This window comes from Clostridium uliginosum (assembly GCF_900112485.1).
Taxonomy (GTDB): domain Bacteria; phylum Bacillota; class Clostridia; order Clostridiales; family Clostridiaceae; genus Clostridium; species Clostridium uliginosum.
On sequence record NZ_FOMG01000007.1, the window covers coordinates 36011 to 53851 of the forward strand.

Consider the following 17841-nt stretch of genomic DNA (forward strand, 5'->3'; position numbering starts at 1 on the left):
CTTAAATACTTGTATTAGGCTTAAACCCATTAAATTTGTTCATAGCTGACTTAACATCCTCACTGATCACAACCTTAACCGATTGTGTAACTGCTGATATGCTTTCTGTTAAAACACTCTTCTCTTCTTTGCTAAACTTACCTAACACATAATTAACTAAATTAACATTAGGTTGTCCAACCCCCACTTTTATTCTAGGAAATATATCAGTGCCTAAATTAGAAATTATACTTTTGATTCCATTATGTCCCCCAGCACTTCCCTTTTCTCTTATTCTTAATTTTCCTATATCTAAACTAATATCATCGTATATAACTAAAATTTCTTCATTACTTATTTTATAAAAATTAGCAACCTCTCTTATACTCTCACCGCTTAAATTCATGTATGTACTTGGTTTTAGTAAGATAACTTTATTGTTAGCTATAAAACCTTCACCATATACCCCTTTAAATTTTTGCCTATTTATTTCAATATTATACTCTTTCGCAATATTATCAACAACTTCAAATCCAATATTATGTCTTGTATTATCATATTCCTTACCTGGATTTCCAAGCCCTACTATTAAAAACATTTTAAATTACTCCTTTATCTTATATCTATACTATGTTTATACTTTATATTATACATTATTCTTTGACTTCAAATTTATATCCAATACCCCAAACAGTTTGTATACTCCAATTTATACTTCCATTTAGCTTTTCTCTTAATCTTTTGATATGTACATCTACAGTTCTAGAATCGCCTAAATAATCATGTCCCCATACTTCACAAAGTAATTCTTTTCTTGTGAATACTTTATTTTTATTATTTGCTAAATAACATAATAATTCAAACTCTTTTAGTGGCATTTTTAAATCTTTATCTTTATAAACTACTCTATATGAATTTAAATATATTACTAAATCACTTAAAAATATTATTTGGCTTTTTACGCTTTTTATACAATATCTCCTTAAAACAGCCTTAAGCCTAGCTATTAATTCTTCTGGTTCAAATGGCTTTACAATATAATCATCTGCGCCCAAATCTAATGCTAAAACCTTATCAAAAGTATCATTTTTTTGAGTAATTATTATAACTGGTATGTTGCTTTGATTTCTAACCCATTTTAAAAAATCTATTCCATGAATATTTTTTGTAAGTAAATCTAATAAGACTATATCCGGTTTATATTCTATAAAAAGTTTTTGAATTTCTTTTCCATTTAAAGCAAACTTAGTCTTATATCCAGATTTTTTTAAATACATATCTGTTATTTGATTAATACTTTCATCGCTATCTATTATTAAAATCTTTCCAAGAATCTTATCCATCCTAACACCTCTTTCTTAGATTTACATTAGCTTTTTTAAAAAAATATATTAGTGTGCTTTATATATCTATGCTTAGTATCTTCTTTCAAATATCTTAATATAAATTTATCACTATATTGAAAGCAAATACAATACCTTTTATTAAACTTAATAAACCTCCCATAGTAGAAACTACAGGAGGTTTATTATATGTATAGTTTGTTTAAACTTCAAATAATTTACTTATTGGTTCATCATCATAAATTCTCTTTATTGCTTCAGCAAATAATGGTGCAACTGAAAGAGATGTGAATTTAGCTACATCCATATCTTTTGTTAATGGAATTGTATTTAGCATAACTAACTCTTCTATTTCTGAGTTATTTATTCTTTCAATCGCCGGTCCTGATAATACTCCATGGGTACAACAAGCATATACATTTTTAGCACCTAAATCCTTAAGTGCATTTGCTGCATTTGCTATAGTTCCAGCTGTGTCTATCATATCATCAATTAAGATGCATCTTTTACCTTCGACATCACCTATTATATTCATGATTTCTGAAACATTTGCTTTAGGTCTTCTCTTATCTATAATTGCTATTGGTGCATGTAACTTATCAGCGAAATTTCTAGCTCTAGTTACACTACCTAAATCTGGTGATACTATAACTACATCATCTTGATCAGCTAATCCCTTTGAAATAAAATGCTTAGCTAATATTGGTGCTCCCAATAAGTGATCAACTGGAATATTAAAATATCCTTGAATTTGTGAAGCATGTAAATCCATAGTTAAAACTCTATGTGCTCCAGCTGCAGTTAATAAATCAGCAACTAATTTTGCAGTAATTGGATCTCTTGACTTAGCTTTTCTATCTTGTCTTGCATATCCATAATATGGAATAACAGTTGTTATTCTACCTGCTGATGCTCTTTTAAATGCATCAATCATAATTAATAGTTCCATTAAGTTGTTATTAACAGGTGAACATGTAGATTGTACTATGAATACATCATTTCCTCTAACTGTTTCATTAATATCAACAGATATCTCTCCATCACTAAAAGTTGATACCTTAGATTTTCCAACTGGAACACCTAATATATCCGCTATATCTTGTGCTAGTTGTGAATGTGAGTTTCCTGTAAATACCTTTATATTTCTTCCATGGGTTATCATAATTATGAAGACCTCCTTAAAATTTTGGTTCATTTATAATTAAAAATTTACTTTTTTAATCCCTTTTTCTCTACCCAGCCTTTGATATTCCTTTGCTTAGCTCTTGCTACTGCAAGATCGCCTTCTTTTACCTCAGCTGTAATAGTTGATCCGGCTGCAATATAAGTATTATCCCCAACTTCTACTGGTGATACTAAATTAGTGTTACAACCTATAAAACTATTGTCCCCAATAATAGTTTTATACTTATTCTTACCATCATAATTTACAACTACTGTACCACAACCAAAATTACATTTTTTCCCTACTTCGGCATCTCCTATATAAGTTAAATGTGATACCTTAGTTCCATCTCCAATAGTTGACTTCTTTATTTCTACAAAGTCACCTATTCTAGCATTTTTACCTACTTTAGTTTCAGGCCTTAAATATGCAAATGGACCAACAGTTGTATTATCTCCAATTATACTATCTAAAATTACTGAAGATTGAATATCTACTTCATCACCAATAGTACTATCTTTTATTCTTGAATTTTGATAAATTATGCATCCGTTTCCTATTGTTGTATTTCCTTCAAATATATTATTAGGATATACTATTGTATCTTTTCCTATTACAACATCTACACCAATGTAAGTTGTTTTAGGATCTATTAATGTAACACCATTTTCCATGTGTTTAATATTTATTCTATCTTTAAATATTTCTTCTGCTTGAGCTAACTGTACTCTAGAATTAACACCTATTGTTTCTTCATAATCTGTTATAACAGCTCCTACAGTTTTATTTTCAGACTTTAATATTTCTATAAGATCAGTAAGATAATATTCTCCTTGTTCATTATCATTACTTAGTTTGTTTAAAGATTTACTTAATAATTCAATATCAAAACAATATATTCCGGCATTCATTTCATTAACTTTTAATTCTTGCTCATTACAATCTTTATGTTCAACAATTTTTAGTACTTCATTACCATCTCTGATTATTCTTCCATAACCTGTTGGATCTTCAACTATTGAAGTTAAAATTGTAGCTGAATTATTATTATTTATATGACTATCCACTAATTTTTTAATTGTAGCGTCACTTATTAAAGGAGTATCACCAGTAAAAACTGCTACTACACCTTTTTTATCCTTTAGAAATTCAGAGGCACATTTTACTGCATGCCCTGTACCTAATTGTTCAGATTGAAGGGAATATTCTACATTTTTAACTTTTGTCCTATCTTTTACAAGTTCAGCTCCATTTCCTACAATTACATTTACATCATTAATTTCTGCTTTTCTTATTGTATCTATTACGTGGATTACCATTTCCTTTCCACACACTTTATGTAGTACTTTAGGCAAATCTGATTTTATCCTTTTTCCCTGTCCAGCTGCCAAAACTAAGGCACATTTATACATTAATATACCACCTCATTCACAGATTATTATTAGCAAATTACGCTAATAATCCGTTTATTAAATTCATACTAGTTAATTATATTTGAAACATGTTTTTATTTCAAGTTGTGTAATCGTTTAAGTGTCAATCTCTCCATATTTTTGCCAAAAAAATAAAAGAAAGTCATTTTTACTTTCTTTTATTTTTTTAATTAATTAAAGTTTTACTCTTCTAACCCTTGTTCTGAAACCGCTTTTTCATAAGCATTTAGAATTTCAGATTGAATTTTTCCTCTTGATTCCATGCTTATAGGATGCGCTATGTCCTTAAATTCTCCATTTGGTGTTTTTCTACTTGGCATAGCTATAAATAATCCATTTTGTCCTTCAATAACCTTAATATCATGTACTACAAACTCATTATCAAAAGTAACAGAAACTATGCCCTTCATTTTTCCTTCTGAAGTTATTTTTCTAACCCTAACGTCTGTGATTTGCATTTCACTACACCTCCAGTTGCTTTGCTTAAGGGAGCTTCAAAAAAATAATTAGTCAGTATGATGATCTATTTTTGACTAGTTATTTATTTTCAGCTCCCTAAAAATACTTATATTATAGTAAGTTCTCTACAAACCTTAAAATTCCTTTTATATTTGATTGAATTTTTAGAAAATTTGTTTTTTTATATCCAAGTACAGTTTAGTCATATTCAAAAAAAAAAAAATAACAAGTTAATATGTTAGTCTATTTTGAATCATACAGCGTCAATAAGTTTATCTAATAGCCCGCTATTGGATAAACTTAACTCCTTGCCTTGCACAAAATGTCTGTAACATCTTTCTTGTTATTTTCTTTCATATGCCTTAAATAAATTTTTTTGAAGGTTGAATCTCTATTATTGATTCTTTATCTACAGCTTTTAATTCTACTATAGAAACATACTCATCTACTAATTTCTTATCAAATTCTTTATTATCTACTAAAACTCCAATTCCAACTAAGTCACTTTCAAATTCCTTTAATAAATCCTTAATTCCAAGTGCTGTTCCCCCAGCTTTCATAAAATCATCAATAAATATGCATTTACTTTTAGGCTTCATTGATTTTTTTGAAAGTGCCATTTGTTGTAATCTACCACTGCTTCCTGAAACATAGTTTATACTAACAGTAGTGCCTTCTGTAACTTGACTATCTCGTCTTGCTATAACTAGTTGTACTCCTAAGTTCCTAGCTACTTCATATGCCAAAGGAATTCCTTTAGTTTCAACGGTTATAACATAATCTACATTTGATCCTTGAAAACATGATGATAACATAACTCCAGCTGTGCTAATTATTTCTGGATTATACATTAAATCAGTCATATATATTATGTTTCCAGGTATAACTCTTCCATCATCTTTTAATTGATCACATAATTTCAAAGAGAATTCTCTTGCTTCCTTTTTCCCGATTTCGGGAATATATTTAATTCCACCAGCTACCCCTGCAATTGTTTCTACTCTCCCCATATTAAGCTTATCTAATACTTCTCTTACTATAACTATATCTTCACTTATTGTAGATTTTGCAGCGTTTAGTAATTCCGAAAATTTATTTAGTCCTATTATTTTATTAGGATTTTCCATTAATATCTTAGTTATGGCAACTACCCTATTGTTTCTGCTTAATTTTTCCACTAAAATCACCTACACATATTATTTCCCGAATTATTTTTTGATTAATCTATACTAACATTCATATTTTATTCTAAATTTTGTTCAATAGCAATGTTTTTAACCATAAAACTACTATCATTAATAAAAATTCTTCACATATCTATAAAAATCACATAAAATATCTAAGTAATTATTTTTTATATGGTTCATTTTTAAAAAAATGTATATAATTATAGTTGTATTAATAAAAAGGGGTTGATATTTTGTCTTTCGATTTTATAAAAGATAGAGATAAAAAAGTTCACTTTATAGGTATTGGTGGAATTAGCATGAGCGGTCTTGCTGCCATTTTATTAAATAGTGGATTTAAAGTTTCTGGATCTGACTTTAAAGAATCTAAAATCACTAAAAAATTAGAGCTTTCAGGTGCTGAAGTTTACATAGGACATAAAAAAGAAAATATCAAAGATGTTGATTTGGTAGTTTATACAGCAGCAATACCTGCAAATAATCCAGAAATTATATATGCTAAAGAGCAAAACATAGATTTAATGGATAGAGCAGAATTCTTAGGAAAAATTATGAAAGGACATAAATACAATATAGCTGTAGCTGGTACTCATGGAAAGACAACTTGTACTTCTATGATTTCTAATATTGCATTAAAAGCAAATTTAGATCCAACTATTTTAGTTGGCGGTGAGTTAGATGCTATTGGTGGTAACTTTAGAATAGGAAATAGTGATTTTTTCTTGACTGAAGCATGTGAATATAAACGTTCATTTTTAAAATTTTTCCCTTATGTTGGAGTAATTCTAAATATTGATGCAGATCATTTAGACTATTATAAAGATATAGATGACATTGCAGATACATTTTTACAGTTTTCAAAGCTTATACCTACGGATGGATATCTAGTTGGTTATAATGGCGATTCTAGGGTAAAAGACGTTATATCTAAAGCTAAGTGTAATACTTTAAGCTATGGTTTTAAAGATGCAGATGTTACCGCAAAAAATATTACTTTCAATGAAAAAGGTTGTGCTTCTTTTGAAGTTTATCAAAAAGATGTTAAACTATCTGACATCACTTTAAATACTCCAGGTGAGCACAATATACTAAATGCACTTTCTTCAATCTGTGTTTCTATTATATTTGACGTTGATATTAATAGTATTGTTGAAGGCTTATTAGAATGTGAAGGTGCCCATAAAAGATTTGAATTCAAAGGAAAAGTAGATGGTATTACTATAATAGATGATTACGCTCATCATCCAGTAGAAATTAAAGCTACTTTAAATACAGCTAAGAAAATTCCACATAATAAAATTTATTGTGTATTCCAACCTCATACTTATACTAGAACAAAAACATTATTTAATGAATTTACAGATGCATTTTTTGATGCAGACGAAGTTATTTTAATGGATATTTATGCTGCTCGTGAAAAGGATACTGGCTTAATATCTTCTGATAAATTAGGTGATGCATTAAGATCTAAAAATATTAAATGTATTAATGTACATTCTCATGATGAAGCATTAGCTTATGTAAAATTAAATCTTTCAAAAAATGATTTATTATTAACAGTTGGTGCTGGAGATGTAGTTATAGTTGGTGAAAAATACTTAAATGAAGCAAGTCAAAAATAATTAAGGCATATAAAAAAATAACAAGTCAAAGATATGACGTATATTTTGTCTGACATACTGACTTGTTATTTTTTGAATGCACCTTGAAATTTTTTAATCTTGGCTCTGTTTTAAAACCATGTTGATATTTTAATATAAAGGCGAACTGGCATTGGAATTTACTTTGTAGAACTCTTAAGTGAGAGTCCAAATTTTATATTTGGTATCTCAAACTTACTCAGCGAGCGAATGTGAGTCGAGTTTCCTTGAATATTTGTCCTATTAATTGCTTGTCACAATCTTTGATTGGGAGCATGCATTAATAGGACTAATGTTTATTTTACAGTTCTTAAAGCGAATTCCACTGTCCATGAGCTTTATATTACAATATAAACATTTACTTAAAACATAGGCAAATTTAATTGATTATCTTATATTATTGTAAGATTCTTGGTTACTGAATTTAATATCTCTACACCATCTTTGGTTACTAACACTAAATCTTCAATTCTCACACCTATTTTATCCTTTAAATATATACCTGGTTCAATTGAAAAAATCATTCCTGCTTTAACTTCATCATGATTAATAGAACTAACATCACCTTTATCATGTATTTCTAATCCTACGCTATGACCAGTTCTATGAGTGAAATATTCACCGTATCCTTTTCCTTCAATATAATCCCTTGCTCCTGCATCAATTTCCGAAAATTTAGTACCCTCTTTTACCTTTGCAATTGCTTTTAAATTTGCTGTTCTTACAATTTCATATATTTCTTTTTTTTCACTGCTTGGTTCTTCACCAAAGAAGATAGTTCTAGTCATATCAGAGCAATAATAATTATACACTCCCCCAATATCTAAAACTACAGTATCACCCTTTTTAAGTTTTGTTCCACCACATTCATTGTGTGGGTCTGCTCCATTAGTGTCAAATGCTACTATTGGAGTAAAAGAAAATGTATCTGCACCCTCTTGTTCATATATTTCTGCTAATAATCGTTGATAGTATTTTTCAGTTAACCCTTCCTTAAGTTCTGATTGAAGTTTAAGCATAACTCTGTCATTTATTTGTGAAGATTTTCTCATAAGGTCTATTTCTTCTTCATCCTTAATCATTCGTAAATTATCAATTATTACAGATGAATTAACAAATCCCTTTGCTACATTAAGCTCCATCAATCTTATTAAAAACTTTGCACTCCAGTCTTTATCAATACCTAATATACTATCTTTTTCTACTATTTTACTTAATAATTCAATAGAATCATCACTATCTGTATACCAAACTATATCTACACCCAAGTCCTCTTCTATTGGAAAAAGTTTGTTAACGATAAATTTATGATTTCCAGAAGCATTTATATAAAGAGCTATCATCCTCTCTCCTGGTGACATCCACTTTCCAGTAAGATAATATATAGATGATGGTGCTGTAACAATAATTTGTGATAATCCTTGAATTTTCATTTCTTTTATTACTTTTGATACTCTATTTTCCTTCACTATTAATATTCCTCCTATTTTTTTAAATATTTTATAAGTTTTATTATATAACTTTACATATAAAAATAACATTAAATGATATAATATCCTTATTATTTAATATTAGGGGGCTTACTTATGAAAATAGCAGTAATTTCAGATATTCATGGAAATATCTATTCACTTATTAGAGCATTACAAGATATAGACTATCAAAAAGTAGATACAATTATTTGTTTAGGTGACTTAGTTGGATATGGTCCTCACCCTAATGAAGTAATTGCAATGATTAGAAGACGTAATATTGTTTGCATTAAAGGAAATTATGATACTTCCGTTATTGATAATAAATATTCTTTTATAAGAGAAACTGAAATCAATAGTTTTTCTCTTCCTTGGACCTTTAATGAACTAAGAGAAGAGAATAAATACTTTTTAGAAAATTTACCTTCTTCAATTTCATTAAATATTGTAGATAAAAAAATCCTATTCGTTCATGGTAGTCCTAACGTAATTAATGAATATTTATTTGAAGATGATGAAAATACATCTCAAATTATGACTTCTCTTAATGAAGATGTTTTAGTTTGTGCTCATACACATATCCCTTATGTAAAAGATTTTAAAAATAAAATTTATATAAATTGTGGTAGTGTTGGTAAGCCTAAAATAGGAAGACCTAATGCTACTTACTGTATATTAGAGATAAATAAAAGTAATCGTGTTAATGTTCAAATAAAAGAAATACCTTATGAATATAAAAGAATAGTTAAAGATATGACTATATTAAAATTTCCATCAAAATTAATACAAAGTTTTGAAAAAGGATTAGAATAAGTCCAGTTGCATTTATTCAAAAAATATTGTAAAATTATACACAATGTAATATTTTAAGTACTATGATGAGAAGAGTAAGTTTAGAATATAGTCTTAGCGAGTGAGGAATGGTGTAAGCCTTATACGATATCTATTCTGAAAAACATCTCTGAGTTTCTAACCGAACGTTTTTTATTAGTAGGCTTAGACGGATTTAACCCGTTATATGTTATAAAAGCACTTATTTTGCTTTTGACAAAGAGGTCATATAAAAATATATTATATGACAATTTGGGTGGTACCACGAAATAATACCTTTCGTCCCATTATAGGGGCGGAGGTTTTTTTTATATAAGACATTGTTAAAAAATTACAATCAATATTCTTTTATATTGAGCTAGTTATTTTATTTCAAGTTGTCTAATAACTTAACTTATGGAGGTTATATAAATGAAAAATGTAGTTTTAATCAAAAAGATTTATAGAGAAACTGATGAATTTTTATCAAAAGAAATAACATTATCAGGTTGGATAAGAACTTTAAGAGCTTCTAATGCCTTTGGATTTATCGAAGTAAATGATGGTTCTTTCTTTAAAAACATCCAAGTAGTTTTTGATGATAAATTAGGAAATTTTAAAGAAATATCAAAGTTACCTATAAGTTCTTCAATTACAGTTGTTGGTGCATTAGTTGCTACTCCAAATGCAAAGCAACCATTTGAAGTTCAAGCAAAGGAAATCATTATTGAAGGAATGTCAAGTTCTGATTATCCACTTCAAAAGAAAAGACATACTTTTGAATACTTAAGATCAATAGCCCATTTAAGACCAAGAAGTAATGCTTTTTCAGCAACTTTCAGAGTACGTTCAGTTGCTGCCTATGCAATACATAAGTTCTTCCAAGATCAAAATTTTGTATACACTCATACACCAATAATAACCGGAAGTGACTGTGAAGGTGCTGGAGAAATGTTTAGAGTAACTACTCTTGATCTAAAATCTCCAGAACTAACAAAAGATGGAGCTATAGATTATAGCAAAGACTTTTTTGGTAAAGAAACTAACCTTACTGTTTCTGGACAATTAAATGCTGAATGTTTTGCTTTAGCTTTTAGAAATATTTATACATTTGGACCAACATTTAGAGCTGAAAACTCTAATACTACAAGACATGCAGCTGAATTCTGGATGATAGAACCTGAAATAGCTTTTGCTGATTTACAAGATGATATGGAACTTGCTGAAGCTATGCTTAAGTATGTTATTGAGTATGTTATGCAAGAGTGTCCTGAAGAACTACAATTCTTTAATCAATTTATTGATAAAAGTTTATTAGAAAGATTAAATCATGTAGTTTCATCAGACTTCGCTAGAGTTACTTATACAGAAGCTGTTGAAATCCTTGAAAAATGTGGAAAAGAATTTGATTTCCCTGTTTCTTGGGGTATTGATCTTCAAACTGAACACGAAAGATACCTTACAGAAGAGCACTTTAAAAAGCCTCTTTTTGTAACAGATTATCCAAAAGAAATTAAGGCATTCTACATGAGAATGAATGAAGATAATAAAACTGTTGCTGCTACTGACCTTTTAGTACCAGGTATAGGCGAAATAATTGGTGGTAGCCAAAGAGAAGAAAGACTAGATAAATTAAAAACTAGAATGGCTGAGTTAAACTTAAATGAGGAAGATTACTGGTGGTACTTAGAATTAAGAAAATATGGAGAAACTAAACATGCAGGTTTTGGTTTAGGCTTCGAAAGATTAATTATGTATATAACAGGTATGACAAACATTAGAGACGTAATTCCATTCCCAAGAACTCCAGGAACTAGCGAGTTCTAATTGTTCGATTTTTAATATACATCAACCTGTGCTATATTATCATTCTTGTTTTATATTATTCTATAAAGGGTAAAAAGAGAGGTAAAATTTTTTTACCTCTCTTAATTTATAAAAAAATATATATATTTATATATTATCTTTTTTTCAAATATCATTTTTTAGTATACTGTTTTAAATATAATGAAAGGTACTCACTATATAGATGAATACCTTAATATTATTATTTTTTATTGAATTTATCTTATATATTTTATTACTCTTTTGCTTCTATAAATCAATTTTCTTATACAGTAAATACTCTAATGAATAACTTGAATTACTTATATCTTCTATCTGAAAATTAATATATTGTACTCTCAGCGGAAGCCGTCATATACATTTTTATAAATTCTATCACATCTTATAAAGTTCTATAAATTCCAATGTTTTGCGACTTTATCAACATATAAATATTGATTCAATAATTATAAAAATAGTTCTCATATTAGAAAAGTGCCCCCTTTTTGTTTATTTATCCATAAAGATAATATATGTTGAAAGTGTTATATTAACATAGTATAAAATCATAAAAGTAAAAGACATCTATATAAGTGTCTTTTAATTGGTATCTTATTCCATATGCCTTAAAAGAAATAAACTATTCTTTTTTTCAACCGATTTACAAAAAGAATAGTTTATCTTGCCTCTAACACTAGATTTCATAAGACTTTCAGCTTTGAAAATTCTATAATTTCCTCGCACACTAAAAAAGCTGATCAAAACTACTTGTGAATCAGCCTCTTTTAAGTAAACATTGGTCATATTGTCTAATAAACAATACTCTAAATATTTGAAGAATACTGATCTTTTAAAATCATAAATATTCTATCATGTTCTTTACTCCAACAACTATCAACATAATCACAGTTATCACAATTCCAGCAAGAAATTGCACCAAACTTCTCAATAACGTTTTTATTGTTATGGAAATTTTTAATTACATCATGAATTATTTCTGATGGATAAAACTGCTCTAATAATTCCATACTAGTGTTACTATCAAAATTAGAAACTCTATTACCAATATAATCTCTAACACATTTGTAATAAGTATAATTAAATTTATCATTGTTAGGATAGTTTAATGAATTTATGAAATTATTTATATAATTAAAACTTTCTTCATATTTACCTATTTTATAAGACAATGCACATTTTAACAATTCTATATCTGAATAGTACCAGTTAATTTTATCAAATATATTTATATTTAATATCTCCGGTACTGATATTTTCTTTTTTATACTTGTACTATTTAGATTATTTATTAATTCAGTAATTTCAACATCGCTTATATTGTCAATATCTCTTAAATATTTCTTAATTTTAATATAGTTACTATAATTGTCAAGAGATTTAATATCATTAATACTCTCGACTTCACTAAATCCTGGCACAATTACATGATAGCTTGGAAAACCTAAGAAAGACACATCTCTGATAAATATAGAATAATCATCTCTTTTCAATATATTTAATAAATATTCTAACATATCTGAATTGCTATCACCCTGCACGTTATCAAATTCTTTAAATTCATATGATTCTTTATTAGAGAATAAATTTTTATCATAAAGTCCAGAGCCATTTACTAAAATTCCGATCATATTATCATGAACATTTCCAATCTGTGGAATTGAAGAAAATTCTGTAACACCTTTGAGCACTTTTATGTGTTGACCTTGTAATAATTCAGTAAGTGTTCTTTGTAACGCAATTTCAAATTTGGGATGTGCACCAAATTTTATAAAATATGTTTGATCTGATTTGTTAATTATAATTACTCCAACTACTGGGTAACCTTTACCGAGCGAACAATCTTTAACCATGACTTTATAATTACCAGATAACTCTAGGTCCTTTAACATTTTTTCAATTAGTGGATATTTAGCTATATAACTTATTGGTATATCTGGTGGAACAATATTTTCCATTAATATTTTCTGATTAACGTGTCTTTCAAATATTTCTGATAATCCCTGAACAAGAGCCTCTTCTTTTGTATTGCCTGCACACATACCATTAGACATATACATTTTCGAAACCATTTTTATTGGTATATATGATTCTCTTTTTGTTAATATATTTATATATGGAATAGAGATAAAGTCTGTATTGAAATTTTCATATGCAATTGGCATCCATTTTTTTAAAAGATCTCTTTTATAAACAGTTTTTCTAATAAGCTTTTCTTGAATTTTAAACCAATCATTCTCAAACTTCAATACTTCATCAAACGTCATAGATTTTTCATCTGGACAATAATAAAATCCTTTATGTTTAAGTGCCTTTTGGCTGACATCAACAGATAACTTAAAAAATGCTTGATTTTGAAGTCGCTCCATTAACTCTCCATAGGCACTTGCTAAAGCATATGAAGGGCTTATTCCTTTTCCATTAGTAGCTAGATTACTATTATTAATCCTTATTGTAACTGAATAGTAATTTTCAATTGAATTACGCCAATTACTTTCAAATGTTTTTATTCCGATTTTATCCAAAATAGTTTTTATCTTATTTATTGTTATGTCTGGATTATTATCTTTAAAATTTATATCTTTATATTTATTCACACGTTATCACCTCATTATAATATATATTATTATTAATTAACTAATAGTCTGTTTCAAAATAAATTGCAAATTCTAGAGTATTATTGTTTTCTCTTTTTTAGAAACAAGAGGACTAAAAATAAGTCCTCCTAAACAATAAATTTATTTTAAAAAGATATATTTTTACATTTTAATTTGCATTATTTTTCTTTTACTTTCATTGGTTTCATTTCTGACATGCCTTGCATTCCATTCATGCCGTTCATGCCTTGCATTCCGCTCATTCCATTCATGCCTTGCATTCCATTCATACCATTCATGCCTTGCATTCCGCTCATTCCATTCATTCCTTGCATTCCATTCATACCATTCATGCCTTGCATTCCGCTCATTCCATTCATTCCTTGCATTCCATTCATGCCTTGCATTCCACTCATGCCATTCATACCTTGCATTCCATTCATACCATCCATGCCTTTCATGCCATCCATGCCTTGCATTCCACTCATGCCATTCATACCTTGCATTCCATTCATACCATCCATGCCTTTCATGCCATCCATGCCTTGCATTCCTTTCATGCCATCCATGCCTTGCATGCCTTGCATCCCTTGCATAGCTTGCATCATAGACATAATGTACATCATTTGCATCATTTCTTTCATATCAGCTATATCCATATCATTCCCCAATTTTGAATTGTCTTTTTCCAAAATAATAACTCCTTTAAATTAATAATGTAATAATATATATATGTCAGCTTTTTAATTTTAGTGCTCTTCCATAAATGATTGATTTAATAATAAAGCTTTATTTATCTCTATAGTAATTTCTATAATAATTGTTATAAATATTTTCTTTCATAATATTTATAAACTGTTTTTGAATTCTATTTACTTCATTTGTAAGATTTTCATCAGAATTTTTTTGTTGTAAAAATATTATTTCTTCAATATCTAGACTCTCCTTTTCAACATAAGAAACTGGTACAATAATTTTTTTTGGTATTGATAAATACATACTTACCTCTAATTTAATTGATTTTATAATAATATATCCATCCTATAAATAATATATTACAATTTAAATATTAAATTATTCTATTATTTATGATTTGCCCAAATTTGCTTAAGTGCTTAGAGTAGTTATTTCATGTAATACTAATCTCATAGATATTTCAATACCCTTGCACTTAGGAGTGAGTTTATATGTATTTAATTAATGATAATGACAATACTTCTAGTCAAACTAATTAAGACACCCTTATTGTTAATGCAAAATGTACTCAGGTTGATATAAATTATCCATAAGATTTAAACCTTTTAAATTCTGCAAGAGAAAAACTAGAAATATATATTGATTATTTATAAACATTCTGAATCTAAAAAAACTAGAACTTATGGGGAAAATGCTTTTTAAAATTTTCCAAACGTTTCAAATATTTGTTGCTCATAAAGATATGAATTTGGTGCTTAGTAAATAAATTTAAACTTTAAAATATAAAAAGGTTATCTTTCTATATGAATTCTCAAATTACATAAGAAAGTTAGCCTTTTTTTAATATTTATATTCTAATTCGCTATGTCTTAACTAAATAAACTTGTATACTAACTAATTATTTTTTGAAAATACCTTACATATTATTAAATTTCAGCTTATGAAAATGATATTAAATCTGATATATTATAATATATTCTGCAAATCGATAATAATATATTAAATAGTTGTTTTTTTTCTATAATACTACAAATAAATCCATATTATTGATATAATGAGCTTATATTTAAAAATACTTTATATCTTAATGAAATTTTATTGCCGATATTTTATACTAAAAACAATCACTTGAGGAGAGGGTATATATGAGACTAATTCCAATTGAATATGTAAAACCAAATACAATACTTGGTAAAACATTATATACTATTGATGGTAGAATGCTAGTAAAATCTGGAATGGTTTTAACAAAGAGAATGATTGCTAAGATAAAAGAAATAAATGTTCTATCACTATATATAGTTGATGAATATAGCTCTGATGAAATTGTAGATATTATTAAGCCAGAATTGAGGCAAAAGGCAATTTTAACAATAAAAGACGCCTTTTTTAATATAAATAAAATTACTATTGCTGATAAATTTTCAAAGAAATCTGAAGTTTACTTTAAAAATATCCAAACTATGTCAGAAGAGTTAATGGAGAATATACTAACTAATGAGGATGTATTACTTTCATTAGTAGATATAAGGAGTATGGATAATTATATTTATTCTCATTCTGTAAATGTTGCTATAATATCGATGATTCTTGGTATAGCTTTAAAACTTCCTAAGAAAAAGTTAGAATATCTTTGTATGGGAGCTTTAATTCATGATATCGGAAAATCATTTGTCCCTAAAAAAGTTCTAATGACAGAAGAAGAATTAACTCCAGAAGAAAATATACTTCTAGAACAACATCCAAGATTGGGATATAATTATTTATCTGATTCTTATAATCTAAGTGCTAATAGTAAATCAGTAGCATTACAACATCATGAAAGACCAGATGGATTAGGTTATCCAGATGGATTATGTGGTGATAAAATAAGTATTTTTAGCAAGATTGTAAGTATCGCTGATGCGTATGATACTTTATCATCAGGCAGACCTAACAAAAGAGCAATGTTTCCAAGTGATGTCTTAGAATATTTAATGTCTAATGCTGGTAAAATGTTTGATTATGATATAGTTAATACTTTTTGTAAAGTAGTGGTTCCATTTTCAAATGGAACTCTAGTTAATCTTAGCAATGGTGATATAGCTATAGTTAAAGAGACTTTACCTAATTTTCCACTAAGACCTATTGTAGAAATACTTAAAAGTTCTAAAACCAATACAATAGGGGAAGAAATTAATCTAATAGAAGAACTTTCAATAGTTATAACCAATATACGATATGAAATGTAAAGGAACTACTTAAATATAAATTTTAGTGAAATATTTAATATAAAAATAATATTTATTTTTATATTTGTGTATAAAAATTATTTGCTTGTCCATAATAATAATGTATCCACGATATAATAATCAGTTCCCCTAATTTAGTGTAATGCCTATACATTATACTAAAAAAATAAAATATTTATTTACACAAAAGACTTCTGTTTTTAAAACAGAGGTCTTTTAAATATTTTTAATAAAAACACTATGTACTCATTTCTTAGAAATATATCTATTATCTTTTATATAAAATCTCCAAGGAAATTCTCTTGCTTCTTCTGCATAATCTATACCTATTCGTGTGGTTTCAACTATATCATAATCTATATTATTTCCTTCTTCTATGTATAATCCACTTTCTTCACTAAGAATTTTATAATTATCATTTTTATCTATAGAAAAAGCCATGCATAACTTTGATGGTCCATTTGTTAATTCCCTCTTTTTAGCTAAAGATAATTCACAATACTTCTTTTTAAATCTATTTAAAGAAATATAATCAAAATTATTTAAAGGTTCTATTGCTCTAATTAAAACTCCCTGTGCATTATTATTCTCACCAGTTATTACATTAAAGCAATGATACATACCATAAATGAAATAAACATATGCTATTCCGCCTTCTCTAAATAAAGGTTCTGTTCTGTCGGTTCGTCTTCCATTATAAGCATGAGATGCTTTATCTATTTCTGCAATATATGCTTCTGTCTCTACAATCTTTCCTTTTAACGTAATACCATCAATAGATCTTACAAGTGTTTTACCTAACAAATTTTTAGCTATTTCTAATGCATTCCCTTTATAAAATTCTTTATTTAATATCAAATTAGATCACCACACTTTTTATTAATCTTTATATTTATTATTCTTAAGCACATGAAAGAAAACAATAGATCAAAAATATGCCTTAATTATTTAAGTTTATCTATCTATACCATTGCTAATGTCCACATC

At 27.6% G+C, this 17841-nt stretch carries 15 protein-coding genes and 1 other annotated feature; of the genes, 4 read left to right on the forward strand and 11 right to left on the reverse strand.

The features are described from left to right. Position 1: 1 nt before the first annotated feature. The 6 genes from pth to purR form a co-directional block, all read right to left on the reverse strand. Positions 2–577, reverse strand: coding sequence for an aminoacyl-tRNA hydrolase (gene pth / locus BM027_RS06475; RefSeq protein ID WP_090089830.1), 576 nt, complete (start codon positions 575–577; stop codon positions 2–4). Positions 578–632: 55 nt separating this feature from the next. Next, positions 633–1322 (reverse strand): response regulator transcription factor, encoded by a 690-nt coding sequence (locus BM027_RS06480; protein WP_090089833.1) that lies wholly within the window; start codon positions 1320–1322, stop codon positions 633–635. 202 nt (positions 1323–1524) lie between these two features. Continuing rightward, the gene (locus BM027_RS06485) at positions 1525–2484 is read right to left on the reverse strand and encodes a ribose-phosphate diphosphokinase (RefSeq protein WP_090089836.1); all 960 of its coding nucleotides are present in this window, start codon (positions 2482–2484) and stop codon (positions 1525–1527) included. 47 nt (positions 2485–2531) lie between these two features. After that, on the reverse strand, positions 2532–3899 hold the full coding sequence (glmU, locus tag BM027_RS06490) for a bifunctional UDP-N-acetylglucosamine diphosphorylase/glucosamine-1-phosphate N-acetyltransferase GlmU (protein WP_090089839.1): 1368 nt from the start codon (positions 3897–3899) through the stop codon (positions 2532–2534). A 203-nt stretch (positions 3900–4102) separates the two neighbouring features. Continuing rightward, positions 4103–4378, reverse strand: a complete 276-nt coding sequence (spoVG, locus tag BM027_RS06495) for a septation regulator SpoVG (RefSeq protein ID WP_090089840.1) — start codon at positions 4376–4378, stop codon at positions 4103–4105. 363 nt (positions 4379–4741) lie between these two features. Next, a complete protein-coding gene (gene purR, locus BM027_RS06500) occupies positions 4742–5557 on the reverse strand; it encodes a pur operon repressor (RefSeq protein ID WP_090089842.1) in 816 nt (271 codons plus the stop codon). Between the two features lie 242 nt (positions 5558–5799). Between purR and murC the strand changes: the two genes are divergently transcribed. Then, on the forward strand, positions 5800–7188 hold the full coding sequence (gene murC / locus BM027_RS06505) for a UDP-N-acetylmuramate--L-alanine ligase (RefSeq protein ID WP_090089845.1): 1389 nt from the start codon (positions 5800–5802) through the stop codon (positions 7186–7188). 410 nt (positions 7189–7598) lie between these two features. Here murC and BM027_RS06510 read toward each other — a convergent pair whose 3' ends face one another. Then, positions 7599–8675 (reverse strand): M24 family metallopeptidase, encoded by a 1077-nt coding sequence (locus BM027_RS06510; RefSeq protein ID WP_090090064.1) that lies wholly within the window; start codon positions 8673–8675, stop codon positions 7599–7601. Positions 8676–8792: 117 nt separating this feature from the next. On the opposite strand from BM027_RS06510, the gene BM027_RS06515 reads away from it, so the two are divergent. After that, complete coding sequence (locus BM027_RS06515; protein ID WP_090089847.1) at positions 8793–9491, forward strand: metallophosphoesterase family protein; 699 nt, start codon at positions 8793–8795, stop codon at positions 9489–9491. A gap of 53 nt (positions 9492–9544) precedes the next feature. Next, positions 9545–9799, forward strand: a binding site (T-box leader). Between the two features lie 121 nt (positions 9800–9920). After that, positions 9921–11315, forward strand: a complete 1395-nt coding sequence (gene asnS / locus BM027_RS06520) for an asparagine--tRNA ligase (RefSeq protein ID WP_090089849.1) — start codon at positions 9921–9923, stop codon at positions 11313–11315. Positions 11316–12136: 821 nt separating this feature from the next. On the opposite strand, the gene BM027_RS06525 is transcribed toward asnS, so the two are convergent. From BM027_RS06525 to BM027_RS06535, 3 genes are all read right to left on the reverse strand, one after another. Then, the gene (locus BM027_RS06525) at positions 12137–13927 is read right to left on the reverse strand and encodes a YcaO-like family protein (RefSeq protein ID WP_090089852.1); all 1791 of its coding nucleotides are present in this window, start codon (positions 13925–13927) and stop codon (positions 12137–12139) included. Between the two features lie 179 nt (positions 13928–14106). Next, positions 14107–14619 (reverse strand): hypothetical protein, encoded by a 513-nt coding sequence (locus BM027_RS06530; RefSeq protein ID WP_175559951.1) that lies wholly within the window; start codon positions 14617–14619, stop codon positions 14107–14109. 97 nt (positions 14620–14716) lie between these two features. Beyond that, the gene (locus BM027_RS06535) at positions 14717–14926 is read right to left on the reverse strand and encodes a hypothetical protein (RefSeq protein ID WP_090089854.1); all 210 of its coding nucleotides are present in this window, start codon (positions 14924–14926) and stop codon (positions 14717–14719) included. A gap of 842 nt (positions 14927–15768) precedes the next feature. Here BM027_RS06535 and BM027_RS06540 point away from each other — a divergent pair. Further along, positions 15769–16854, forward strand: coding sequence for an HD-GYP domain-containing protein (locus BM027_RS06540; RefSeq protein ID WP_090089855.1), 1086 nt, complete (start codon positions 15769–15771; stop codon positions 16852–16854). Positions 16855–17100: 246 nt separating this feature from the next. Here the strand turns inward: BM027_RS06540 and BM027_RS06545 are convergent, their stop codons facing one another. Next, positions 17101–17712 (reverse strand): DNA-3-methyladenine glycosylase, encoded by a 612-nt coding sequence (locus BM027_RS06545; protein WP_090089856.1) that lies wholly within the window; start codon positions 17710–17712, stop codon positions 17101–17103. Between the last annotated feature and the right edge of the window lie 129 nt (positions 17713–17841).